Source organism: Thermodesulfobacteriota bacterium (assembly GCA_026415035.1).
In the GTDB taxonomy this organism is placed as follows: Bacteria; Desulfobacterota; BSN033; order BSN033; family UBA1163; genus RBG-16-49-23.
In genome coordinates, this window is record JAOAHX010000022.1 from 1 (window position 1) to 23,696 (window position 23,696).

A 23,696-nucleotide genomic window follows, 5' to 3' on the forward strand; every position below is an offset into this window, starting at 1 on the left:
GGGGTTCCTGTTCGCGAGCCCATCAAGGAGGACCTGAGCCTGCCCGTGGGAAAGGTCGAAAATGATCGTTTTACAGGCATCCGGTTTCCTTTCAATGTCACTGCCCCTACCGGCTGGAAGATTGCCACCCAGTTCCCCCCCTTCATGTTGGAATTGGGTTATGAGAAGGAAGGCTTAGAGGAATCCGAAGTCTTTATCTATAATCCCTTAACCCAATCGAATATCCAGTTCGACTTCACACCTGCCGGTCGTTATTCGAGATTCAGTCAGGAGAAGATGGAAAATCTGGTTACAGCAGCCGCCGGTGGTTTTAAGAAAGAATTGGAGGGAGAACATGGGAAGGGGATCGAGGTCTCCTTCGGCCCGACCGAGCCCGTCCGCCTCAAAGGGGTTCAATATGCCGCCAAAAAGTCGGCGACCTACCACGTCAAGGGGATCAAAAGAGAACAAGGTTGGATTTATGGGTTTGCCGAGCCCTACCAGATCTTCATCCTCTTCATGATCGTTGAGAAGGAGGGGAGCAAGGACCGGGAGGATTTAAAAGCGATCTTAGAGTCCTTTGAGGTCTTTCCGGATAAAAAATAGGAAGAAAGGAGAATTCAAATGGCCGAAAAAGGAGAAGGGAAGGTTTACAAATGTAAAACCTGCGGGATGGTGACGACGGAGAAGGGACATCTCTGTGATCCCCAGGAGATTAAAAAGGCTTATACCTGCGAATATTGCGGGGTTACGGTATCCAACCCCCGGCATGTTTGCAAACCCAAGGCCGCCAAGTTGAACTACGTTTGCGAGGCCTGTGGCCGTGTGGCCGTCTTTCAGGAGGACTTGTGTAAACCGGTTGAGATCGGGAAATAGGAGGGTTTCCCTACCGGGGGGCTTTGGCTTCGGGATTCTCCCAGCCCATCAATCCGAAGGGTTGATGGGCTTTTTGTTTTCCTGGGGTGGCTCCGGCCATGAGGGAGCCAGACTCTCTCCGGTTGAATTTTGTCGGGAGATTGATTAAGTTTATTTAGGTTTTTTGTTCCGAGCATCGAGGGAATTTCGAATCAAAAGGGGGACACCATGGAGATTGTGGAACTGAAAAAGGGGATTTACTGGGTCGGGGCGATCGACTGGAATGTAAGGGATTTTCACGGCTATTCGACCCCTACGGGGACGACTTACAATGCCTATCTCGTCTTAGATGAGAAGAATGTCCTCATCGACGTCGTCAAAACGCCTTTTTACCTCGAGATGGTGGGCCGGATTTCAGAAATTCTGGATCCCTCCAAGATCGACGTCATCGTCTCCAACCATGTGGAGATGGATCACTCAAGCTCCCTCCCTCAACTGGTTGAGCGGATCGGGAATCCTTTGATCCTGACCTCCGAGAGAGGCCAGAAGGGACTGGCGAAGCATTACCAGAGGTCGATGAATTTCAAGGTGGTGAAGACAGGCGAGACCTTTCCCATCGGCCGAAGGACCCTCACGTTCGTCGAGGCCCCCATGCTTCACTGGCCGGACAGCATGTTCACCTATATCCCGGAAGAGCGGGTTTTGTTTCCGAACGACGCCTTCGGTCAGCACATCGCCACCTGCCAGAGATTCGAGGACGAGGTCTGCACGGACGTGATGAAACACGCCGCCAAGTATTTTGCGAACATCCTCTGGCCCCTGGCGCCCTTGATTCTCAAAAAGATCGACGAGGTGGTGAAGATGGGGATTCCCATTGATGTGATCGCCCCAAGCCATGGCCTCATCTGGAGGAAAGACCCCCAGCGAATCCTTCAGGCCTATGTCGACTGGAGCCAGGGGAAGACTTCCCAGAAGGTCCTCGTCGTCTATGACACGATGTGGGGAAGCACGGAATTGCTGGCCAAGGCGATCTTAAAGGGGTTGGTCGAGGAGGGGGTCGATGCCAAACTCCTCCACCTCCGGTCGAATCATCGAAGCGATATCATCGAGGAGATGCTCGAAGCCAAGGGCGTCCTGTTAGGGTCTCCTACGCTGAATAACGGGATGTTTCCCACCATGGGCGATTTCCTCACCTACATGAAAGGATTGAAGCCGACGGGGAAACGATTCGGCCTCTTCGGCTCCTATGGCTGGGGCGGGGGGGCGATCAAGGAGATGCGCAAGAGCCTCGAAGAGGAGAGGTTCGAGGTCTGGGAGAAGGAGCTGGCTGCCCAGTACATCCCCGATCCCGACGAGATCAAGAGGGCCATCGAATTTGGGAAGGAATTCGCGAAGAGGTTAAGCTCGTGAGACGGGGCCGATCAGCCCATGTCCCTTTCAGCCACGTGGGGGGTGCCTGATGGAACATCCAGTCTATGGTCCGGTGGTGATCGACCATTTCACCCATCCGAGGAATATGGGCGAGATGGAGAATCCGGATGGAGTGGGAGAGGCGAAGAATCCTGTCTGCGGAGATTCGATGAGGCTCTACCTTAAGGTGGAGTCGGGCCGGATCGTCGATGTCAAATTCCTCACCTTCGGCTGCGGGGCGGCGATCGCCTCTTCCAGCCTTGCCACCGAGATGATCAAGGGAAAGACGATCGAGGAGGCCCTGCAGATCAAGGACGAGGATATCGTCAAGGCCCTTGGAGGCCTTCCCGAGTCCAAGATCCACTGCTCCGTCCTCGCGGAGATGGCGATTCGGGCAGCGGTGGAGGATTACCGAAAAAGAAGGGCCGGGAACTGAATCCATGGTCGGAAAAGAAGCAAGCCTCCGGTTATTAAACGATCTGGTTCAGCGTTCTCCGGCGGACCAGACCGAAGCCGTGCTCCTCACGGAGGACTCCTCTCTAACACGATTTGCCCGCAACCGCATCCATCAGCACGTCGCCGAGAGGAATGCCACGTTGATCCTCCGGGTCATCCAAGGAAAAAGGATCGCCGTTTTGACCACCAACCGCCTCGGCCGTTCCTCTTTAAAAGACCTCCTTCAGAGGGCCATCGGCGTCGCCGAGGCCCAGCCCCCCAACGAGGAGTTCGTCTCTCTTCCCACGCCGCAGACGATCCCGGAGATCGAGACGTTTTGCCATGAGATCGAGCGGCTCACCCCGAACAGGAAGGCGGCCCTGATCCAGGAGGTCTTCAAAAGCATCAAGGAGAGGGGGCTTGAGGTCTCCGGGGCCTTTTCCAACGGGAAGGTCGAGGTCGCCATCGTCAACTCCCTCGGGGTGGAGGCCTACCAGAAGTACTCGGATCTCTTCGTCCATCTCATCGTCCAGAACCAGGAGGGATCGGGTTACGCCAGTTTCGTCTCGAGGGATCCCGACGAGCTCGATCTCCCCTCCCTCGTCCAAGAGGCGGTCCGAAAGATCCACGGGAGGCCGCCCCTTCCGATTGAACCGGGGGAATATGAAGTGGTCCTGGAGCCCTATGCGGTGAGCGAGCTTCTCTCCTTTCTCGGATATCTCGGGTTCCACGCCCTGGCTTTTCAGGAGGGACGAAGCTTCTTTTGCAACCAGTTGGGGCAGAAGATGGTGGACGAGAAAGTGACGATCTATGATGACGGCCTTGATCCCCTGGGACTGCAGGTCCCCTTCGATTTCGAGGGCGTTCCCAAACAGAGGGTGGTCTTTTTCGAGGAGGGGGTCGCCAAGGCGGTGACTTACGACTCTTTCACCGCCAACCGGGAGGGGAAGAAGTCGACGGGCCATGCCCTCGTGGCCCCCAACCCCGAAGGCCCGATCCCCATTAACTTGTTGATGAAGGAAGGGACCTCCTCTCTGGAGGAGATGATTCGGTCGGTCCGAAAGGGGATCTACGTGACCCGGTTTCACTACACCAACGTGGTGGAGCCGATGAGGGCTGTGGTGACGGGCATGACCCGGGATGGCACCTTTCTGATCGAGGAGGGCGAGATCAAGGCCCCCCTGAAGAACCTCCGGTTCACCGAATCGATCCTCCGAGCCCTCTCGAGGGTGAGCGCCGTTTCAAAAGAGCGGAGGGTCTGCTCGGAGGGGACGGTCTATTCTCGGCGCTTCGTCACCGGCGTGGTGGCCCCTGCGATCAAGGTGGACGGGTTTTATTTTTCAGGAGTCTCCACCCTGTAGGTCCTTTCGAAGGGGAGAGGATTTTGATGAAGGAGCTTATCGCAAGCGTTCTTGACCTCGCCGACCTCAAAAAGGTGGATTACGCCGACCTTCGCGTGGTGCACCGATGGACCGAGGAGATCGGCGTCAAGAACGGTCGGATTGAAGCCTATTCCTACGACGAGGATTCGGGATTCGGCATCCGGGTCCTTTACCGGGGGGCATGGGGTTTCGCCTGCAGCTCCAAAATGACGAAGGTCGAGATGGAGAAGGCCTTGACGAAAGCCTTAAAGATTGCCAAGGCCAGCTCGAAGGCCGGGGGGGGTGAGGTGTTTTACCCCTCCTTGCCCGGCCGGGTGGACCGGTATCGGACGCCCATTTCAAAAGATCCCTTCGAAGTTCCCCTCGAAGAGAAGTTGAGCCTCCTCTTCTCCAGCGATGGAATTTTAAGGAGAAATCCAGGGGTGAAGATCTCGGAGGCCTTTATGGGAGCCTACCGGACCGAGAAGATTTTCGCCTCCACCGAAGGCTCCTATATTGAACAGGAGATCATCGAGTGTGGCGCTGGAATCTCGGCCACGGCGATCGAGGGCGGAGAGGTCCAGGTGAGGTCCTATCCCAACTCCTTCAGGGGAAACTTCGCCACCCGGGGGTTCGAATGGGTCGAATCGCTGGCCCTGCAGGCTCACGCGGAAAGGATCGCCGAGGAGGCGGTTCGGCTTCTCTCGGCCAAACCCTGCCCTTCGAAGGTCACAACCCTGATCCTCGACGGATCCCAGCTCGCCCTTCAGATTCACGAATCGATCGGCCATCCGATCGAGTTGGATCGGGTGTTAGGGACCGAGGCGAGTTATGCGGGGACCAGTTTTATTTCGCCCCAGATGGTGGGATCTTTTCGATATGGGTCGGAGATCGTCCATGTCGTTGCCGATGCCACCTATCCCGGGGGCCTGGGCACTTTCGGTTACGACGACGAAGGGATCCCGGCCCAGAGGGTTCCGATCATCTCCCAAGGCATTCTGGTCAACCTCCTCACCTCCAGGGAGACCTCCCCTGTGCTGGGCAAGGAGAGCAACGGCACGATGAGGGCAGACGGCTGGAATCGCATCCCCTTGATCCGGATGACCAACATCAACCTCGAGCCAGGGGAGTGGACCTTGGAGGGGATGATCGCCGATACCGAAGAGGGAGTGTTTCTCTCCACCAACCGGAGCTGGTCGATCGACGACAAGAGGATCAACTTTCAGTTCGGGACGGAGATCGGCTGGGAGATCAAGGGCGGGAAGCTGGGGGAGATGATCAAAAATCCGACCTATACTGGCATCACCCCAAAGTTCTGGGGCTCCTGCGATGCCATTGCCAACCGGGATCACTGGCAGATGTGGGGGACCCCCAACTGCGGAAAGGGAGAGCCTGGGCAGGTGGCCCATGTGGGCCACGGGGCCTCACCGGCTCGGTTCAGGAATGTCCAGGTGGGGGTGATGAAATAAAGGGGAATCGGGAGGGATGCCCCTCTTGGGCTCACCCTTCTTTTTTGGTGACGTCCTCGGCGTAGCCTTCCCGGAAGCCCTCGACGACCTTCTCTGAAACCTTTTTGGTGGCCTCAAAGAGTTTCTTCAGGCCTTCTTTAAAAAGTTCCTTGGCCTCTTCCAGTTCCGGGTCCTTCTCCTCTCTTTTCATTGATCATCTCGGAAAGGGGCCTTGGTGGCCTCAACCCATCGATCCCTGGGGTTTACTTGGAAACCTTAGGAACGTCTTTTCCCATCCGCTTCATTTTTTCAATCTGGGCTTTCAGGCGGTTCGCCCTTTCGCTGTTCGGATCGACCTTGAGATACTCCTCCCAGGCGCGGATCGCTCCCGAAACGTCATTCTTGTCGTGGAGGAGGACGATCCCAATATTGTATCGGCTGTTGAGGTGTTTGGGGTCGGATTGCGCAGCCCGTCTAAATTCCGAGATGGCCCGGTCGAAGTCCCCCAAGGCCCGGTACATAATCCCCATGTCCGTCCGGACGTTGGGATTATCCGGTTGGATGGCCAGATACCGGCTGTAGGCGTCGATGGCCTCTCTGGGTTGCCCAGTATCGAAGTAGAGGTTGCCCAGCTCTTCGAGGGCCTCTAAATTTTTGGGGTCTTTCTCCAGGAGGTTTTGGAGGGCCTTGATCCTGAGATTCATCGCCGTAAGGTCCGGTTCGGGCGAGGCCGGTAGGGACTGTTGGGGGGATGGGGGAGCGGCCAACTTTTCCAGCCCCTTCGTCCCTCTGAGGATGGCCGCCACCGCGCCCGTGATAAACCCGACCAGGAAGGCGATGAAAATGGCTAAAAGGGCTGTCTCTTTTTTCATCCGTCCCTCTTGAGAAATTCTATCCCATCGGGCTCGATTTATCCAGGGCCGTTCCGCACAAAGAGACGGAGGGGGAAGAGAGTGGCTACTTAATCCTTTTTAAGGGCGGCCTTGGAGGCGTTGGCTTTTCCGTTTCCTTTTTCCGCTTCAAGACGTTCTCGTTGAAGAGGTTATTCTTGAGGCTGACGGCGTTGATGATGGAGTAGATGATGACCGCTTTCTCCCATTCCCGGGTCCCGTCGAAATGGTCAATCCGGGAACGGTATTTCTCCCTCAGCCCGACCAAGGAGGCCTCATCAAAGGCGAGGATCTGCTCCGCCAATCGCTCCAGTGCCTTTTCCATTCACATTCCCGCCCTTCTTTTTTAGGGTGCGAACTTCGTGATCTGATGGGGCGCCTCGAAGGTGTCGTGCAGGGCCCTCATCGCCTCTTCGACCTGGCTGGCCTCGATCACACAGGAGCAACTGGAGATCGAGGTGCTGATCGCCATCACGTTGATCCCGGCCGTTCCCAGGGCATTGAACATCAGACCCGAGATCATCGGCCTCTCCCTGAAATGGGGCCCGAAGACGCTGATGGTGGCCACGTCGGGATGGTAGGAGATGCCCCGGGCTTCGATCAGGGATTTGACGTTTTCGAGGACCGCCAGGGCCGCCTCGAGGTTCTTTTGATCGATGCAGAAGGTCATATTGCCGTTTCCCTCGATGTCGAGGTTATGGACGACAAATTCGATGTTGATGTTTCGATTTCCCAAGGCATGGAGGATCGTTCCGGGGACATCGGGTCGGTCAGGGAGGGAGAGGATGCTCACGGTGGCCAGACCGCTTGCGGCCATGATCCCGCCCACCTTCACCTTTCCTTCGATTCCCATCCCGATCTACTCCCAGATCCTCCGGTCGTCGATCTTCTTGGCCCGGTCCGGAATCCCACCTCTCTCCGTCAGGACCACCTCCGAGGGGACCTTGAGGGTCTCCAGGATTTCCCGCTCCAGCCTCTTCTTCAACCCCATCTTGTCGGAGATCTCCTCCTTCAACTCCACGTAGAGGATCATTTCATCGCGGTAGTCCTTTCTCGTCACGACCACCTGATAATTGGCCACGATGGGAAACTTGGCCATCAGCTCGTCGACCTGCCAGGGATGGATGAAGATCCCCCAGACCTTGGTCACCTGGTCGGTCCGGCCCATGATCTTCCCAAGGCGCACCGACGTTCTTCCACAGGGACAGGGCTCGTCGATCAGGTAGGAGAGGTCTCCGGTGGCGAAACGGAGCATGGGAAAGACCTTGCTGAAGTTGGTGGCGACGATCTCCCCGGTCGCCCCGGCCTCCATCTGCTTGCCCGTCTCCGTATCGACGATCTCGACGATCACGTCTTCAGGGATGTGCATTCCCTTTCTTTCAGGGCACTCGTAGCCGAGACAGCCCACATCGACCGTGCCATAGCCCTGCCGGACCATGAGGTCGAGCTTCGTCTCTAACTTGTGGCGGAGGGATTCGGGCAACATCTCGGCCCCCACGAAGACCGCCTCCAGGTGGATATCCCTTTTGAGATCGAGGTGCATGCCCTCGGCGGCCTCCAAGATCGCCATGAGGAAGCTCGGCGTGCCGATGTATCCGGTGACCTTCAACTGTCTCATCAGGTTGATCTGCATGGAGATATTGCCGGGGCCGACGGGCACAACCGTGGCTTGGAGCATATGGAGCGATTCGTCCAACATGAAGGCCAGAGGGGTGAGGTGGTAATTAAAGGTGTTGAGGACGATATCTCCCCGGCGGATCCCGCCCGCATAGAGCGCCTGGGCCCAGCGCCGGTCTTCATAATCCCATTCGCCGGGTTCGTAAACCGGGCCGGGTGAGATGTAGATCCTCCTCAGGGCCTTTTCCGATGGGACGACGAAGCCTCCGAAAGGTGGGGCCTCCTTCTGGGCGTTGACCAGGTCGGACTTCTTGGTGACGGGGAGCTTTTCCAGGTCTTTCACCTCCCTTATCTCGCCGGGGGTGAGGCCGACCTTTTCGAAACCCGTACGGATCGCCTTGGAGTGGAGATAGCCGTGGTTGAGGATTTCAGAGAGCTTGGTCCGCTGGTAGGCCTCCCGCTCTTCTTTGGTCATCGTTTCCATCTCTTGGAGAAAAAAGCCGTGTCTTCGGTCGACCATCTCGCCCCCCTTTCAAGGGACATGACTGCCCTCTGGGTTGGATCCCATCTCTGCCCCGGAGCCCTCCCTGCGTGTCCATTATAGGATAAAGACCGGATCTACATCAACCTCCAGCTGCACCCCCCTTCCCTTGAGCCTCCCCTCAATCCGTGGGAGGAGTTGTCGGGCAAATTGGTGGAGGAGCCGGACATTGGTCCCCTTGGCCAACATCTGATATCGGAATTTTCCCCTCAATCTCGTAAAAGGTGCCGGGCAGGGACCCAGCAGTTCGATCCCCTTTTCAAATCCCCTTTTCAAGAGGGCCCTTCCCTCCCTTCCCATCTCTTCGGCCATGGCCTGGGTCCTGGCCTCGTGATTCCCGGTCAGCCTGAAGTTGATCAGCCTTGAGAAGGGAGGGTAGCCCAGGGCCCTTCGGCATTCGAGTTCCTCCCGATAAAACCTGTCGAAATCGTGATCCCTCGCCCACCGGATGGCGAAATGATCTGGATTGAAGGTCTGGATCACCACTTCTCCGGGCAGGTCCCCCCTTCCTGCCCTCCCCGCCACTTGAGTGAGGAGCTGGAAGGTTCGTTCGCTCGATCGGAAGTCGGGGAAGTGGAGGGAGGTATCGGCCGAGATGACGCCCACCAGGGTCACCTTGGGAAAATCGTGGCCTTTGACGATCATTTGGGTCCCCACCAGGATGTCCGTCTCGCCAGATTCCACCTCCCTTAGGATTTGGTGATGGGCATATTTCCGAGCCGTCGTATCCCGATCCATTCTCTGAACCTTCTGATTCGGGAAGAGGGCTTTGATCTCCTGCTCCAGACGTTCGGTCCCGATGCCCATCCCCCTCATCCGGTGTCCTCCACAGTGAGGACAATCTCCGGGTGATTTCGTTTGGTAATCGCAGTAATGGCACCGGAGGGACCGATCCCTCAGGTGGAAGGTGAGGGTGACGCTACAATTGGGACATTTGAACGTAAAACCGCATTCCGGACAGAGGACGAAGTTCGCAAAGCCCCTCCGATTGAGAAAGAGAAGGCTCTGTCCCCCCTCCTCGATCGTTTTCTGGAGGGCCGATTTCAATCTTTCCGAGAGGAGCCCTCTCTCCTTTCTCATATCGACCACGTCCACGCTGGGGAGGGGTTTCTGCTCGACCCTCTCCCGAAGGGTGAGGAGACGGAACCTGCCCTTTTCCGCGTGATAGAAGGATTCGAGGGAGGGGGTGGCCGAGCCCAAAACGAGCGTGGCCCCGGACTGCCTGGCCCGGACGATGGCGATATCCCTCGCGTGATATTTCAACTTCTCCTCCTGCTTGTAGGAGGGGTCGTGCTCCTCGTCGACGATGATCAGGCCGAGTCTTTTGAAAGGGGCGAAGATGGCCGAACGGGCGCCCAGGGCGATCTTGACCTCTCCCTTCCAAATCCTCCGCCACTCGTCGTATCGTTCCCCTCTTCCCAACCCGCTGTGGAGGAGGGCAAAACTTCCACCGAAACGATCTTTGAATCGGGAGAGGAGCTGCGGGGTCAGGGAGATCTCCGGGACGAGGACGATGGCCTCTCTCCCCTGTTGAAGGGTGGCTGCGATGGCCTGGAGGTAGATCTCCGTCTTTCCACTCCCGGTCACCCCGTAGAGGAGAAAGGGGCTGAACTGCATCGCTTCGATCCCCTGCTTGATCTCGGCAAAGGCAGCCTCCTGGGCGGGCGTAAGCCGGAGTTTGGGATAGGGGCGAAACCCCCATGCCGGGGCGGGCTGTCGAAAAACCTCCCGAAGGGCAATGGAGATGGCCCCTTTCTTCTGGAGGGACCGCACCGTTCGAGAAGAGGACGGGAATTGGCTTTTCAACTCCGACGAGGACGCCTCTCCCCTTTCGTTGAGCCATGCCAGAATCGCCTTCTCCTTCGGGGTCAGGTGGATTTTGATGGGTTCCCCCGCAACCCGAACGATCCTTTCGAGCTTGGGTTTGACGGGCTTGCCTTCCCATCCCGTCTCGATTAAAACCAGTCCTTTCTTTTTCAACAGGAGGATCCTGGACCTCCCCTCCTCTCCAAAGTGAGCCTTGAGGATACTTTTTAGGGAGGCCCTCCCTCTTCTTTCTAATTCGCGGAGGATTCTCTCGTCGTCCTCCTCCAAGGTGCCCATCCTCAAGGCCCTTCTTCCCTCCTCGGTGAGACGGAGGACCCATTCGCTCTTCAGGTGGAGTCCGGGCGGGAGTCCGGTCTTGATCACTTCTCCAAGAGGATAGAGGTAGTACTCGGAGATCCACCGGTGAAGGCGGAGCATCGAGGGATCGATCAAGGGGGCGGTGTCGAGGAGCTCCTCCACCTCCCGGAGCTTCTCCTCGATCCCTTCGGGCGGTCGATCGAGGAGGTCGAGGCAGAATCCGGTCACCCTTCGTCCCTTGAAAGGCACCAGGACCCGCATCCCGACCTGGAGGAATCCCCTCATCCTTTCCGGGATGAGGTAATGAAAGGTCTTGAACACGGGGAGCCCGACCGCCACTTCGACGATCTGCTTCGTCATGGACGAGAAGTTATCCGCTCTGTTTGGGTTTGTCAATCGAGACTCTGGGGCCTTTGAAAGGGGACCGAAGGAGGAAAAGAGGTCTCCCTCGGGCAGTAAAAAAGGGATTCGATGGAGGGCCGGCCGACCGCCATCCCCCTTGACCGCGGCCGCCGGGAAAGACCCCGTTCAATCTTTTTTTCGAGGATATCGCCTTTCAAAGTCTTTGAGGGCGCATTTCTCGCAGTAATATTGATCGCCTCGGGTGGAATAGGTCTCATAGCCCAGAAGGATGATGACCCCGCAGATGGCACAACGGGTGGGCAGATAGGCGGGGGGATTTTCGAGTTTCTCAAAATTATATTCGTTGGTTCCGTAATAGACGTACATCTCCGTGACGAAGGCGTTTCGGCAGAGCTCGCAATCCTTCCAAGATCCTTCGTGTCCCTCATGATAATGGTATCCGCAGAGGGTGTATCGGTCGTGGTTCCTGGCACAGCTATTTCGGGCATAAGAGAAGGGGACATATCGGTCCGCATCGTCGCAGATCCAGTTGCCACAGCATTCCGTCTTTTTCAATTTCTTCCTCTTGCCGCATAGTCCGCATCGAGGCCCCTCTGCCATTTTTTTCGTTCGGGCGGTTTTCGGTTTTTTTTCTGCGACCATCTGGCTTTCCTTTTCTGGCCGGGCGACCCTCCCTCACGTTTTGCAGGCGTTCCAAGGACCCATCTCGGCCTCGGAGATTCCGAGGAGGTAGAGGATGTTCCTGAGGCGGGCCTTTCCAAGGCTCATGCTGGCGGCCCGATCGAGTTTCCCCATGGCATTGTAGGCGATTCCCAGGCCCGCCTGGCCCAGCATGAGGACATCATTGGCCCCATCGCCCACGGCGACAGTTTGATCGAGGTGGATTCCCTCGGCCTCGGAGACCTGATGGACGATCTTTGCCTTGTAGGCGTTATCGACGATCCGGCCGATCACCCTACCGGTCAATTTTCCCTGCTTGATCTCGAGCTCGTTGGCGTAGGCGAAATCGAGTCCCAATCTCTCCTTCAGGTGGTCGGCGAAGTAGCGGAACCCTCCGCTGACCACGCCCAATTTAAATCCGTACCGTTTGAGAATGGAGACGAGCTCCTCCGCCCCTTCCGAGAGGCGGATCTCCGTCTTGATCTTTTCGAGTTCTTTGACCTTTAATCCCTTGAGAAGGCCCACCCGTTGGGCGAGAGCCTCTTCGAAGTCGAGGTCTCCTCTTCGCACCTTCTCCGTGATCCTGGAGACCTCCTTGAAGACCCCGGCCCGCTCCGCCATCACATCGATGAGCTCCATGTCGATCAAGGTGCTGTCCATATCGAAGAAGACGATCCGCTTATTCTTTCGATAGGCCTCCATCTTCTGGAGGGCCAGATCGATATCGAGCTCATGGCTCTTGGCGATCACCCTCTCTTTGAGGCGGGAGAGGTTCGGCACGCCATTCACGTTGACCGTCAGCTCCACACAACTGGCACAGTGTCGGGTCAGGTTGGCGATCGTCTCGATGTTGGCGTTTTCCTCGGCGAGGATCCGGGAGATCTCCGCGAGGGCCCGGGTGTCGCCGAAATAGGTGAGGACGAAGAGGTTCTTGCTATTTCGGGCCCTCACCTCGCTTTCCGAGTAGAGGCGGAAATTGAGCGTCAGGCCGAGGCGGCTCGCCTCGAAGAGCAGGTCTTTCAACACCCCGTCTTTGGACTGTTTGGCACCGCTCGTGTCGAGGAGGAAGGAGAGCCCCAGAAAGTCCTGGAGCGAGGCCTGTTCGATGTCGACGATCTCCACCTGATTCTCCACCAGGATCTGGCTGAAGGCCGCGGTGATGCCCGGTCGATCCGGCCCGGAGACGGTGACCAGGACGAAATCTTTCCTCTCCTCCATGGAACCGTTCAGATCCCCCTCATCGTTGGTACCCGAAGCGCTCCTCGAAGATGGGGGCGATCAGGTTGTCCACAGGCACATAGTCGTCGGTGAGGATGATCCACTTCCGTTGGTTCAGATAATTCTGTAACATCTCCTGAGGCATCACATAGGAGACCATCTCCTCACCCTTCTCCTTCTTCACGACTTTAACGAAATCCTCGAGGTCGAGCTTGGAAGGACTGGCGACGACCACGTGGGTGCTGATGCCGATGCTGTCAAAGTCGGGACTGAGGGTGACGAGGTGGACATGACCCTTTCCGAAGACCTCCTCCAGCGTTCGGATATAGGAGGGCATAAACCTCCCTTTTCGCATATTATCGATCACGTTGGCCAATAACAATCCGTCCGGTTTGAGGAGGGCCTTCAATTGGGCGGCGAACTCTTTGGTCGTCAGGTGGTAGGGGATGGAGAGGTCATTGAAGGCATCGCCGAAGATGAAATCGTAACGGCCTTTCTCCTTGCAGTTCATCACAAACCAGCGGCCGTCCATGTTATGGGAGCGAATCCTCGTCTTTTCCGAGACCCCCAAATACTGGTGGACCACCCGGGTGACCTCCGGGTCGATCTCGACCACGTCCATCTCGGCCGTCGGATACTTCGCCTCGATATAGCGGGGAATGGTATAGCCTCCTCCGCCGATGAAGAGGGCCTTGAAGGCTTTTCGTTTCTTGGCCTGCCACCGGACGAACTCCTCGTAGACCCGAATGTATTCGTATTCGAGATAGAAGGGGTCCTTCAGGTCCGTGTAGGAGTGGACCAGGTGATCGAGGACCAGGGACTCGAGGGGGTTGCCGTGGTTCCCCCGGGTGCTCCGTTTCAGTTTGATGGTGTAGTAGTCGCTCTCCTTGAAAAAGTAGGTGTCCTCGTCCAGGGGCGGTTTGAAGGCATAGCCATAGGCCTTCTGGAGGGCCTCGGCCGGGGGAGTCCAGAGGGGCACCTCCTCTGGCCGGAGGGCCGCATATCCATAAAAGACCGCCAGGGGCAAGACGAGGAAGAGGAGGACGAGAAGCAGGGAGAAGAAGACGACCTTCCTCTTCCTTTCCAGAAATCCTCCGAAGATCAGCCCCGAGAGGATGAGGATGATCCCCATCGTGAGAAGGATGTTCCGAGTCCCCATCCAGGAGACGAGGAAGAAACCGGTGGCGAAGGTCCCGAGGATGGAGCCGAGGGTCGAGAAGGCGTAGATTTTGCCAACGACATTCCCTGTTTTGGCGAGGTTATTCAACGTGAGTTTGACGACGACCGGCGAGATCATCCCGAGCACGCAGGCTGGGCCGAAGAAGATGATGGTGGTGATGAGGAGGATCCGAACCATGAGGCTCGTTTGGAAGTGGGCCCCGCCCACCAAGTTCGTCAAGGGTGCAATCGAGAAGGCGCCGACGCCGGAGAGGATGAGGAGCCAGCCGAGGGTCGAGGTGCGGGGAAAACGATCCGCGATCAGGCCGCCCAGGTAGGCACCGATGCTGATGCCTGCCAGGACCACACCGATGATGCTCGTCCAGGTGTAGAGGGAAACGCCCACGTAGGGGGCCATGATCCTTCCTGCCACCAGCTCGATCACCAGCGTGCAGAAGCTGGCGATGAAGACGACGATGTTGGCCTTGATCACCTCTTTTTGCATCTCGGGACCTCACTCGGGGATTCGATAGGCGTCATTCTAAAACTTCTCCCTGGAGAGTTCAAGGGAAGGGTCACTCGCCCCGGTAAGATGGCTTCCGCTTTTCGACGAAGGCCGCGATGCCTTCCCGGGTATCGCGGGTGCGGGTGATGGCCGCGATGGTCTGGCTCTCTTCCTCCATCTGCGTTTCGAGGGTCTCGTTCCCACCGGTTCGCATCAGCCTCTTGGCCGCCCCAAAGGACTTCAGAGGACCTTGGGCGAGCTGAAGGGCCAGCTCTCTGGCCTTGGCCAGAAGCTCCTCTTCAGGAATCACACGGGTGACGATGCCCAGGGCGGAGGCCTCCTCCGCGGTGAGCATCCGGTTCGTCAGGGTGAGTTCGAGGGCCCTCTTGAGGCCGACCGTTCGGGGGAGAAAGTAGGACATGCTCCCGTCCGGAGTCAGACCCACGCGGGTATAGGCCACGCTGAACCGGGCGGAGGGGGCGGCCAGGAGGATATCGCAGGCGAGGGCGAGGCTCATGCCCGCGCCCACGGCGTAACCGTGGACTGCCGCGATCACCGGGGGGTCCATGCGCACCATCCGGGAGATGGCCGCATGGAAGTAGGTCGTCACCTCTTTGATGTGGGAAGGCAAATGGTCAATATGGGCGAGGAAGGCCTTGAGATCGCCTCCGGCGCAAAAATGGCTGCCCGCGGCGCTGATGAGGACGGCCTTGATTTCCGGGTCCTCGTCGCAGCGGAGGATGGCGTGCATCAGGTCCCTGGACCATTCGAGGTTGATCGCGTTGAGCGCCTCCGGTCGGTTCAAAGTGATATGGGCCACATGATCTTTGACGTCGAACAGTAAGGTCGTATAGGTCATCTCGAAAGACCCTCCTCGTCCTTCAAAAAAGTGAGATCCCCACTCCTTAGGTCTTCACCCTTCGGAGTTCCATCACGACGGGATTGACCGGATCGGGACAGGCGACCGTGGCCCTGTCGGGGTCCTCCTCCCAAGGATAGGTCCCTCCGTGGCGCAACACCCGCCAGGACGGGAAGAGGGCGTAAAAGGCCGATGGGCACAACGTCTGTTCCCGTCCGGACAGGCCCAGCGTGAAATCCTGGCTCAAATCGAATTCCTGCCCCACCCGATGTCCAGCGGCACAGGTCCCCTTGACCGAGATGATTTTGACGACCACCTTCTCAGGGTTGGCCATGGCGAACCCTCCTTTCCTCGAGACCGGCTCCATCGATTATCAATAGAAACCCAGCCCCTGTCAATAGGTTGGGATGAGCCCCCGGCCTGGTGATGGACCCTCGGATGGCTCCCCCCTTTCCTTCCTCGAGGCCAACCGGTGCTTGCATCCCTGCCGATTTTTCATTATAAACCAAAGGGTCCTTGGCTTCAGGTCGTTCTCGCATGAGTCGGTATGTCCGCCCAAAAGATATGGTCCCGTGATTTTCTTCTCAGTTTCTTGGCCCAGATCGCCTTTTCCTCTGCCTTCTTTTCTCTCATCCCGACCCTGCCCATCTACCTCTCGACATCGAACATGACCGAGGCGGAGATCGGCCTCCTCATCGGCGCCTTCAGCCTTTCTTCCCTCGTTCTCAGACCCTTTGTGGGAAGGGCCCTGCTCAAAGTCGAGGAGAGGGCCTTCATGATCGCCGGAGCAGCCCTTTTCGTTCTCTCTTCGACCGCCTATCTCTTTGCCAAACCCTTCTGGCCCTTTTTGATCGTCCGAGTCATCCACGGCATCGGACTGGCCCTCTTTGCGACGGCCTCTTTCACCCTGGTGGTCCGGATCACGCCGAAATCGAAGCGAGGCCAAGGTCTCAGCTTCTTCTACCTGGCCATCAACGTGGCCTTCGCCCTCGCCCCCTCCCTGGGAATGGACCTCGTCAACCACTTCAGTTTTTCGATCCTCTTTTTAGCCTGCGCAGGGCTCTCGATGATAGCCCTGGTCATCTCTGGCCAATTGAAGAGGTCGGGATCAGGTCCCTCAGAGATGTCCCTTCGCAAACAACCCCTCCTCAGTCGAGAAGCCCTTCCCGCCGGGATCATGGCCTTCATGGGGAGTTTCATCTGGGGCGCGGTGACGGCCTTCTTTTCCCTCTATGCCCTCCAACATGGGGTGACCAATCCAGGGATCTTTTTCGCCGCCCTGGCCATCACCCTCATGCTTGCCAGGAGCCTGGGCGGAAAGATCCTCGATCTCTATTCGAGAGAGAAGGTCATCCTCCCCTGCATCCTCGCTCAGATTGTGGGAATGGCCGTTTTAGCGTTTTCATCCTCTCTTCCGCTCTTCCTTCTGGTGGCCGTAATCTGGGGCGTGGGCAACGCCTTTTATTATCCCACGCTGGTGGCCTACTCCATCGACCTCGCAGGCTCCTCGCGGGGGCCAGCCATCGGAACCTATATGACCCTCTCCGATTCCGGAATAGGCGTCGGCTCCTTGGTCATGGGGATCGTCCTCCAAGCGACCAACTTCACGGTCATGTTTCTATGTCTGGCGTTGGTAGGGCTTATCGACCTTTTCTATTTTTACTCATTTGTGAAAGCGAGGGGAGGTTGAACGATGCCTATCTACGAGTACCGTTGTGAAGACTGTAAAAAGATCTCGGAATTTCTCGTCCTCCGTCCGGGGGAGCCTTTCGTCCCCCAATGCAAAAAATGCAAGAGCCAAAGGATGAAGAGGGTCCTCTCCAGGGTGAGGGTGATCCGTTCGGAGGAGAGCCGGCTGGAGAGCCTGGCCGACCCCGCGAAATGGGGCGACCTCGATGAAAAGGACCCGACGAGCATGGCCCGGTGGATGAAGAAGATGGGGAAAGAGCTGGGCGATGAGATGGGAGAGGATGTCGACCAGCTGGTCGAAGAGGCGATGGAAGAAGAGAGGGCTTCGAAATCCGAAGACCTTGAGGATTAGCCTCCTTTCAAAAGGTCGAAAAACCGATCCTCCTTCGGCCTCTTTCCCGAACAAGGGGGAAAGGGAGGGAGAAAGGCGCTTTCCCATTTTAGGACATTAAAAACAGCCAGATCCCCATGGGGTTACGGAGCGCCCATCGAAAGCTGTTTGGAAAGGGGCAGAGAAGGTCCCCTTGTTTGCTCACAAGCCCGGAGATTTTTCTATTGCCTCTTCGTCCATTATAATATAAGAAAAGGAGTTGAGAGAATGCGGTGGAAAGAGGTCGGCGTCATCGATCACCGTTTTGAAGGGGACCGGCTCGTTCAAGCTTTAAAGGACGCGGCGATCCCCCATGTCCTCAGGTCCTGTCTCGACACCGCTTATGACGGCCTCTATGTCCCCCAGAAAGGATGGGCGAGGGTGTTGGTCCCGGAGGCATGGTCCGAAGAGGCAGAAAAAGTGGTTGTGGAGGTGAAACGATCTTTTCAGAAGGAGGGAGACGATGAGACTGGATAGTGTCGAGGAGATCTTGCGGTTTGCCATTCGGAAAGAGGCCGATGCAGCCACCACCTATCGGATCGCAGCGGACCGGGCGCGGCCCGGGGTCAAAAAGTTCTTCGAAGAACTGGCTGAAGAAGAGTTGGGCCACCGCCGGAGGCTCGAAGGGTTCGATCTGAAGCAGATCGGCCAGGTGGAAGTGAAGGAGAGGAAGGGCCTGGGGCTCAGCGAAACCATCGAGGATATCCCCTTCGGTCCAGAATTGACCTATGGAGAACTCCTCCGGGCGGCGATCAAGAATGAGGAGCGGTCCCAGCGGCTTTACGAGTCCACCGCCCAACTGGTCGCGGACGCTGACCTGAAGAAGTTGTTGTTGCTCCTGGCCCACGAAGAATCGATGCATAAGGAGAGACTCGAAAAGATCTACGACAGCGAAATCCTGACCGAATTCTGATCGGAAGGAGAAGCCGAGGAGGTCCTCATGCTTCCGGGATTGACCGGAAAGGCCGAGATGGTCGTCCAAGAGGAGGATTTGGTCAGCCATATCGGGCCGTTTCAGATCCATGTCCTCTCCACACCGCGGTTGATTCAGCTCATGGAGGAGGCGGCGATTCAGGCCATTGAGGCGAACCTGCCTCCGGACCGGATCAGCCTCGGAACCCAGATCCGGATGAGGCATCTGGCCCCCACCCCTCTCGGGATGAGGGTGGTCAGTTATGCCCTTCTCAAAGAGATCCAGAAGAATCGGCTCCTTTTCCAGGTAGAGGCCTATGATGAGGAGGAGAAGGTGGCCGAAGGAGAACATGAAAGGGTTTTGGTCTCCAAAGATTCTTTCGGTCAAAAGGTGGACCAGAAGCGAGCCAGGTCCCCGAGGGGCGCTTCCACGGGTTGAGGGTCGGCATGTTAGGGAGCCCGGGGCGATATGAAATTCTCGATCATACCGCCGATATCGGACTGGTCATCTACGGGAAGGATCTCAAGGCCCTTTTTCAGCATGCAGGGGAGGCCTTCTTCGAGTTGATCACCGATGTGGCGAGGGTTCGACCTAGGGAGGCCCGGCGCATCGAACTTTCGGCCGAGCCCCTCGAACGATTGATGGTCGACTGGTTACACGAGCTTCTCTATCTTCACGAGGTCGAGGGCCTTCTCTTCAACCGATTTCTCATCGAATCGGTCGGCCCAGAGGGCCTCAAAGCGACCGTCCAAGGCGAACCCTTTCAGGAGGGCATCCACGAGATCAAGGCCGCTGTGAAGGCCGTCACCTATCATCAGATCGAAGTGAAGAGAGAAAACGGAGGGTGGAGGGCAAAAGTCATCTTGGACCTCTAACCGAAGGAGGGATCAGGAAACGATGGGGGATGAGAAGATCAAAATCCAGAAAGTAGACGATTATCGTTGGAGGATCCCGAGGGAAGGGAAGATGAGAACCGACGGGATCATCTATGCCGACGAGGCGATGCTGGAGGACATCCGGAAAGACCAGAGCCTTTCTCAGGTGGCCAATGTGGCCTGGCTTCCGGGGATCGTCGGTTCCTCTCTGGCCATGCCGGACATCCACTGGGGTTACGGCTTTCCCATCGGTGGGGTGGCCGCCTTCGATCTGAACGATGGCATCGTGTCGCCCGGGGGGGTCGGTTATGACATCAACTGAGGGGTCCGGCTGATGCGCTCAGGTCTGAGCCGCAACGAGATCGAAGGCCGGATGAAGGAGCTGGTAGGGGCCCTTTTCATGAACATTCCCTCGGGGGTGGGTTCCCATCGGAAGGATTTGAAGCTCAGCAAAGAGGAGCAGAAGCAGGTCTTTTTAAAAGGGGCACGGTGGGCGATCGAAAAGGGCTTTGGCACCTCGGAGGATCTCGAACACATCGAAGCCCAGGGTTGCATCGGCGGGGCGGATCCGGATCTGGTCTCCGAAAAGGCGATGGAGAGGGGGAGGGCTCAGCTGGGGACCCTTGGCTCGGGTAATCATTTCGCCGAGGTGGGCTATGTCGCTGAGGTCTTCGATGAGGAGGTCGCCCGGTCCTTCGGCCTGTGGAAAGATCAGGTGACGATCCTCGTCCACACCGGCTCGAGGGGGTTGGGCCACCAGGTCTGCGATGATTTCATCCGGGTGATGATGAATGCCGCCAAAAAGTATGGGATCGAACTTCCCGATCCCCAGCTCTGCTGCGCCCCGGTCTCTTCCCCGGAGGGAGAGGATTATCTCAGGGCCATGGCCTGCGCGGCCAATTACGCCTTTGCCAACCGACAGATCATCACCCACTGGGTGAGGGAGACGTTTGAGCAGGTCTTCCGAAGAAGCCCGAGGGATCTCCAGCTCGGTCTGGTCTATGATGTGTGCCACAATATCGCAAAGATCGAGACCCATACCGTCCACGGAGAGAAGAAGAAGGTCTGCGTCCATCGAAAAGGGGCCACCCGGGCCTTTCCGCCGGGCCATCCGGAGATCCCAGGGGATTACCAGTCCGTGGGTCAGCCCGTCCTCATCCCGGGCGACATGGGCCGATGTTCCTACGTCCTGGTGGGAACGGAGAGGGCGATGAAGGAGACCTTCGGCTCGACCTGTCACGGGGCAGGCCGGGTGTTGAGCCGCCATCAGGCGATCAAGGCGGCCAAGGGTAGGGCCCTTGTGAGGGAGTTGGAGGATCGGGGGATCATCGTCAAAGGGGCGAGCAAAGGGACGATCGAGGAAGAGATCCCCGAGGCCTACAAAGACGTGAGCAACGTGGTCAACGTCGTCCACCAGGCCGGGATCAGCCTCAAGGTGGTCAAGCTGGTTCCCATGGGAGTGATCAAGGGGTGAAGATCCTTGCCATCGATATCGGGGCAGGGACCCAGGACATCCTGCTTTTCGATTCCGACAGGACGATCGAGAATTGCTCCACCCTCGTCCTGCCGACCCCCTCCAGGGTCTTCGCCGCGAGGGTGAGAAAGATGGCGGGTGATCTCTACATTTATGGGGATACGATCGGCGGTGGATCGATCGGACGGGCGGTCCAGGGCCACCTGAAAAAGGGATATCGGGTGGTGATGTCAGAATCTGCCGCCTACTCGATCCGCAACGACCTCGAAGAGGTCAGGTCCATGGGGATCGAAGTTGGGGAGAACCCGTCACCCGGGAAGTTTCAGGAACTGGAGATCAAAGAGATTGACCTCCCCCTCCTTCAACGATTTCTCACCCAATTCGGAGAGGATTTTGACTTCGATGTAATTGCCGTGGCTGTCCAAGACCACGGGGTCGCCCCTAAAGGGGTTTCTGACCGGGCCTTCCGGTTTGAACAGATGGAGGCGAGGCTAAGGGAGGATAATCGGCCCGAATCCATCCACTTCACGGAGGATTCCATCCCCTCCCAATACCTCCGGATGAGATCGGCCGCCAAGGCGGTCAAGAGGGCTTCCCCCTCTCCCGTGATCGTCATGGACACCGCCTTTTCTGCCATCTTAGGCTGTTTGAATGAGGCCGAAGACCCCTGTCTCGTGGTGAACGTCGGAAATGGCCATACGATGGCCGCCCTGTTGATCGAAGGAAAGATTGAGGGCCTATATGAGCACCACACGCACCGGTTGACCCCCAAGAAATTGGAAGATCATCTTCGCCGCTTCCTTCGAGGAGAGTTGACCCAACAGGAAGTCTTCGAAGACGAGGGCCATGGGGTGATCACCCTAACGCCTCATCATGAAGAGGTTCGCATCTGGGTGACCGGTCCCAACCGAAATCTTTTCAAAGAGACCTCCTTTCGCTATACCTTTGCCGCCCCAGGCGGCAATACCATGATGACCGGCCCCCTGGGCCTGATCAAAGCCGCCCAAAATCGATTCGGCATTCATTGAAGAGAGGATTCGTTCCTATTTTCCTCTCCGAACGGGATTAAGGAGGATTAGAAACGGAAGGGCCCAAAAAGGAGAAGGTCTTTTACGCCTCCTTTGACACCTCATGGTTGGGAGAGGTGTTTGTGGCCTCTACTGAGAGAGGGGTCTGCAGGGTCGATTTTTTGACCTCGGAGAGGATGTTTTTAAGAAGACTTAAGGATCGCTTTCCCGGCGGGGCGATCAAGGATGAAAGGAGAAACAGAGACGTCCTCCTGCAATTGAAACAATATTTAGAAGGGACACGGAGACGGTTCCATTGTCCGTTGGATCTGAGAGGCACACCTTTTCAAATGAAGGTCTGGACCGCCCTGAGGAAGATCCCCTATGGACAGACCCGATCCTATCGGGAGATCGCCCAGAGGATTGGCCATCCCAGGGCCTTCCGGGCGGTAGGGAACGCCAACGGCCAGAACCCCGTCCCCCTGATCATCCCCTGCCATCGGGTCATCGAAAGCGACGGCGGTTTGGGCGGTTTCGGCCACGGCCTGGAGGTCAAAAGGAAACTGTTAGAATTCGAAAAGGCCCATGTCCTTTGAAGAGTTTCTCAAAGAGGTCGGACCGCTTCTCGGACTTCAATGGCGACCTTTCCAGAGGAGAGGGGTCAAACGAAAAGTCGAGCGGAGGCTCCTCGAACTTGGTTTGACCCATTTGGGGGATTATCTCTTCAAGGTCCGAAACGATCCCGAAGAGAGGGATCGTCTCTCCCAAATCCTCACCGTCACCATTTCGAGATTTTTCAGGGACCGGGAGGTCTTTGAAGCCCTCGAAAAGACGGTGCTTCCATCGATCCTGAAGAATAAGGAACGGAGGGAAATGAAGGTCTGGTCCATCGGGTGTGCATCCGGCGAAGAGCCCTATAGCCTTTCGATTTTATGGAGAGAGAGGTTTGAGAAGCATTATCCGGAGGTTCGCCTCACCGTCTTGGCCACAGACATCCGCGAATCCCTGCTTGAGAGAGCAACGGCGGGGATCTACAAGAAGAGCAGCCTCAAGGAAATTCCCAGCCCTTTTTTGACATCCTATTTTACGGATATCAACGGCTCTTACCTGCTCGATCGAAGCCTCAGGGAATCCGTCACGTTCCGGCGGGAAAATATCCTTCAACGTGATCCCTATTCCGGGATGCACCTGGTCTTCTGCCGGAATGTGGCCTTCACCTATTTTATCAAACCCCTCCAAGTGGCCGTTTTAAAAAAGATCGCCTCCAGTCTCAGCGAGGAAGGGTATCTGGTGATCGGAAAGGAGGAATCCCTGCCCCTTACCTTTCCTACCCTCTTTGTTCCGGTTCTACCGGATAGAGGCATCTATCAGAAGTTTCTTCCACACCCGTAGGCCAGTGCCTCACCTCTCAATAGTGGCGCCAATGCCCTTCGACCCAGACCCTTCTCTCCACATAATAGCCAGGGGTCTCTCGGTATTCATAATGGCCCGGTACCCAGTTTCCACACCGATCGTAGTGGCCCGGGACCCAAACCCTTTCACAGGTACCAGGGACCCATTCCCGAACCACTTCCCAGCGGCCTGGGACATATTCGGTCCGAGGGGGGCAATAGGAGGGCTCTCGAGGGGGAACCAGGACCACCGGAGCAGGAGGAGGTGGCACATGGGCGTGAATCTGGTGGGCAATCAAGCCTCCTAAGGCCACAGCTCCAAGGGCCATGGCTGCCCCTTGCCAGCGATATCTTGCCTTTGAGCCCGCCTCGGCAGATGGGATGGTAAGTAGGGTGATAAAGAAGAGGATCAGGACCGATCTCAGAAATTTCTTTCCCATAAACCTCCCTCCTTTCAAACCCTCTGTCTTCGTTTTTGACTCTTTAGACGGCCGAGGAATGGGGTTTATTCAATGGGGCCTAAGGGAATTGGCGGGGATGGGAGGGAGGGGCGT

General features: G+C 57.2%; 26 protein-coding genes and 3 pseudogenes. 17 read left to right on the top strand and 12 right to left on the bottom strand.

Features of this window, described 5'->3' with window-relative positions; translation table 11 throughout:
* From N3G78_11835 to N3G78_11860, 6 genes are all read left to right on the top strand, one after another.
* Window positions 1-585: hypothetical protein (locus N3G78_11835; GenBank protein MCX8118611.1), on the top strand; the 585-nt coding region annotated here is incomplete at its 5' end.
* A gap of 18 nt (window positions 586-603) precedes the next feature.
* A complete protein-coding gene (locus N3G78_11840; GenBank protein MCX8118612.1) occupies window positions 604-855 on the top strand; it encodes a hypothetical protein in 252 nt (83 codons plus the stop codon).
* A 207-nt stretch (window positions 856-1,062) separates the two neighbouring features.
* Complete coding sequence (locus N3G78_11845) at window positions 1,063-2,244, top strand: FprA family A-type flavoprotein (GenBank protein MCX8118613.1); 1,182 nt, start codon at window positions 1,063-1,065, stop codon at window positions 2,242-2,244.
* Between the two features lie 49 nt (window positions 2,245-2,293).
* Complete coding sequence (locus N3G78_11850) at window positions 2,294-2,680, top strand: iron-sulfur cluster assembly scaffold protein (protein MCX8118614.1); 387 nt, start codon at window positions 2,294-2,296, stop codon at window positions 2,678-2,680.
* A 4-nt stretch (window positions 2,681-2,684) separates the two neighbouring features.
* The gene (locus N3G78_11855; GenBank protein ID MCX8118615.1) at window positions 2,685-4,040 is read left to right on the top strand and encodes a TldD/PmbA family protein; all 1,356 of its coding nucleotides are present in this window, start codon (window positions 2,685-2,687) and stop codon (window positions 4,038-4,040) included.
* A 26-nt stretch (window positions 4,041-4,066) separates the two neighbouring features.
* Window positions 4,067-5,509 carry a TldD/PmbA family protein gene (locus N3G78_11860; protein MCX8118616.1) on the top strand — a complete coding sequence of 481 codons (1,443 nt, stop codon included), beginning with the start codon at window positions 4,067-4,069 and terminating at the stop codon, window positions 5,507-5,509.
* 31 nt (window positions 5,510-5,540) lie between these two features.
* Here the strand turns inward: N3G78_11860 and N3G78_11865 are convergent, their stop codons facing one another.
* The 11 genes from N3G78_11865 to N3G78_11915 form a co-directional block, all read right to left on the bottom strand.
* Complete coding sequence (locus tag N3G78_11865; protein MCX8118617.1) at window positions 5,541-5,699, bottom strand: hypothetical protein; 159 nt, start codon at window positions 5,697-5,699, stop codon at window positions 5,541-5,543.
* Window positions 5,700-5,751: 52 nt separating this feature from the next.
* On the bottom strand, window positions 5,752-6,360 hold the full coding sequence (locus tag N3G78_11870; GenBank protein ID MCX8118618.1) for a tetratricopeptide repeat protein: 609 nt from the start codon (window positions 6,358-6,360) through the stop codon (window positions 5,752-5,754).
* A gap of 85 nt (window positions 6,361-6,445) precedes the next feature.
* The gene (locus N3G78_11875; protein ID MCX8118619.1) at window positions 6,446-6,703 is read right to left on the bottom strand and encodes a hypothetical protein; all 258 of its coding nucleotides are present in this window, start codon (window positions 6,701-6,703) and stop codon (window positions 6,446-6,448) included.
* 21 nt (window positions 6,704-6,724) lie between these two features.
* Window positions 6,725-7,231, bottom strand: coding sequence for a hypothetical protein (locus tag N3G78_11880; protein MCX8118620.1), 507 nt, complete (start codon window positions 7,229-7,231; stop codon window positions 6,725-6,727).
* 6 nt (window positions 7,232-7,237) lie between these two features.
* Window positions 7,238-8,515 carry an AMP-binding protein gene (locus N3G78_11885; GenBank protein MCX8118621.1) on the bottom strand — a complete coding sequence of 426 codons (1,278 nt, stop codon included), beginning with the start codon at window positions 8,513-8,515 and terminating at the stop codon, window positions 7,238-7,240.
* 78 nt (window positions 8,516-8,593) lie between these two features.
* Window positions 8,594-11,020: a primosomal protein N' gene (gene priA, locus N3G78_11890; protein MCX8118622.1), complete on the bottom strand. Its 2,427-nt coding sequence runs from the start codon at window positions 11,018-11,020 to the stop codon at window positions 8,594-8,596.
* Window positions 11,021-11,188: 168 nt separating this feature from the next.
* Window positions 11,189-11,623: a hypothetical protein gene (locus N3G78_11895; GenBank protein MCX8118623.1), complete on the bottom strand. Its 435-nt coding sequence runs from the start codon at window positions 11,621-11,623 to the stop codon at window positions 11,189-11,191.
* A gap of 75 nt (window positions 11,624-11,698) precedes the next feature.
* Window positions 11,699-12,901, bottom strand: a complete 1,203-nt coding sequence (gene serB / locus N3G78_11900) for a phosphoserine phosphatase SerB (protein MCX8118624.1) — start codon at window positions 12,899-12,901, stop codon at window positions 11,699-11,701.
* A gap of 19 nt (window positions 12,902-12,920) precedes the next feature.
* Window positions 12,921-14,564 (bottom strand): fused MFS/spermidine synthase, encoded by a 1,644-nt coding sequence (locus N3G78_11905; protein ID MCX8118625.1) that lies wholly within the window; start codon window positions 14,562-14,564, stop codon window positions 12,921-12,923.
* A 70-nt stretch (window positions 14,565-14,634) separates the two neighbouring features.
* Window positions 14,635-15,423, bottom strand: a complete 789-nt coding sequence (locus tag N3G78_11910) for an enoyl-CoA hydratase-related protein (protein MCX8118626.1) — start codon at window positions 15,421-15,423, stop codon at window positions 14,635-14,637.
* A 46-nt stretch (window positions 15,424-15,469) separates the two neighbouring features.
* Entirely contained in the window at window positions 15,470-15,757 is a 288-nt protein-coding gene (locus tag N3G78_11915) for a TIGR04076 family protein (protein ID MCX8118627.1), read from the bottom strand.
* Between the two features lie 258 nt (window positions 15,758-16,015).
* On the opposite strand from N3G78_11915, the gene N3G78_11920 reads away from it, so the two are divergent.
* From N3G78_11920 to N3G78_11970, 11 genes and pseudogenes are all read left to right on the top strand, one after another.
* The gene (locus tag N3G78_11920; protein ID MCX8118628.1) at window positions 16,016-17,113 is read left to right on the top strand and encodes an MFS transporter; all 1,098 of its coding nucleotides are present in this window, start codon (window positions 16,016-16,018) and stop codon (window positions 17,111-17,113) included.
* 3 nt (window positions 17,114-17,116) lie between these two features.
* On the top strand, window positions 17,117-17,464 hold the full coding sequence (locus tag N3G78_11925; protein ID MCX8118629.1) for a zinc ribbon domain-containing protein: 348 nt from the start codon (window positions 17,117-17,119) through the stop codon (window positions 17,462-17,464).
* A 246-nt stretch (window positions 17,465-17,710) separates the two neighbouring features.
* On the top strand, window positions 17,711-17,959 hold the full coding sequence (locus N3G78_11930) for a hypothetical protein (protein ID MCX8118630.1): 249 nt from the start codon (window positions 17,711-17,713) through the stop codon (window positions 17,957-17,959).
* Window positions 17,946-18,395 carry a hypothetical protein gene (locus tag N3G78_11935; protein MCX8118631.1) on the top strand — a complete coding sequence of 150 codons (450 nt, stop codon included), beginning with the start codon at window positions 17,946-17,948 and terminating at the stop codon, window positions 18,393-18,395. The genes N3G78_11930 and N3G78_11935 overlap by 14 nt, the downstream gene beginning before the upstream one ends.
* Window positions 18,396-18,422: 27 nt before the next feature.
* Window positions 18,423-18,833, top strand: a complete 411-nt coding sequence (locus tag N3G78_11940; GenBank protein ID MCX8118632.1) for a hypothetical protein — start codon at window positions 18,423-18,425, stop codon at window positions 18,831-18,833.
* 8 nt (window positions 18,834-18,841) lie between these two features.
* On the top strand, window positions 18,842-19,270 hold the full coding sequence (locus N3G78_11945) for an archease (GenBank protein ID MCX8118633.1): 429 nt from the start codon (window positions 18,842-18,844) through the stop codon (window positions 19,268-19,270).
* A 37-nt stretch (window positions 19,271-19,307) separates the two neighbouring features.
* Window positions 19,308-20,744: pseudogene (locus N3G78_11950) on the top strand (RtcB family protein).
* Entirely contained in the window at window positions 20,741-21,772 is a 1,032-nt protein-coding gene (locus N3G78_11955) for a DUF1786 domain-containing protein (GenBank protein MCX8118634.1), read from the top strand. The pseudogene N3G78_11950 and the gene N3G78_11955 overlap by 4 nt, the downstream one beginning before the upstream one ends.
* An 89-nt stretch (window positions 21,773-21,861) precedes the next feature.
* Window positions 21,862-22,071 (top strand): annotated as a pseudogene (locus N3G78_11960) (hypothetical protein).
* A gap of 3 nt (window positions 22,072-22,074) precedes the next feature.
* Window positions 22,075-22,347: pseudogene (locus tag N3G78_11965) on the top strand (methylated-DNA--[protein]-cysteine S-methyltransferase).
* Complete coding sequence (locus N3G78_11970) at window positions 22,337-23,143, top strand: protein-glutamate O-methyltransferase CheR (protein MCX8118635.1); 807 nt, start codon at window positions 22,337-22,339, stop codon at window positions 23,141-23,143. Before N3G78_11965 ends, N3G78_11970 begins: the two are co-directional and overlap by 11 nt.
* Window positions 23,144-23,159: 16 nt before the next feature.
* On the opposite strand, the gene N3G78_11975 is transcribed toward N3G78_11970, so the two are convergent.
* Window positions 23,160-23,582 (bottom strand): hypothetical protein, encoded by a 423-nt coding sequence (locus N3G78_11975; protein ID MCX8118636.1) that lies wholly within the window; start codon window positions 23,580-23,582, stop codon window positions 23,160-23,162.
* Window positions 23,583-23,696: the final 114 nt, after the last annotated feature.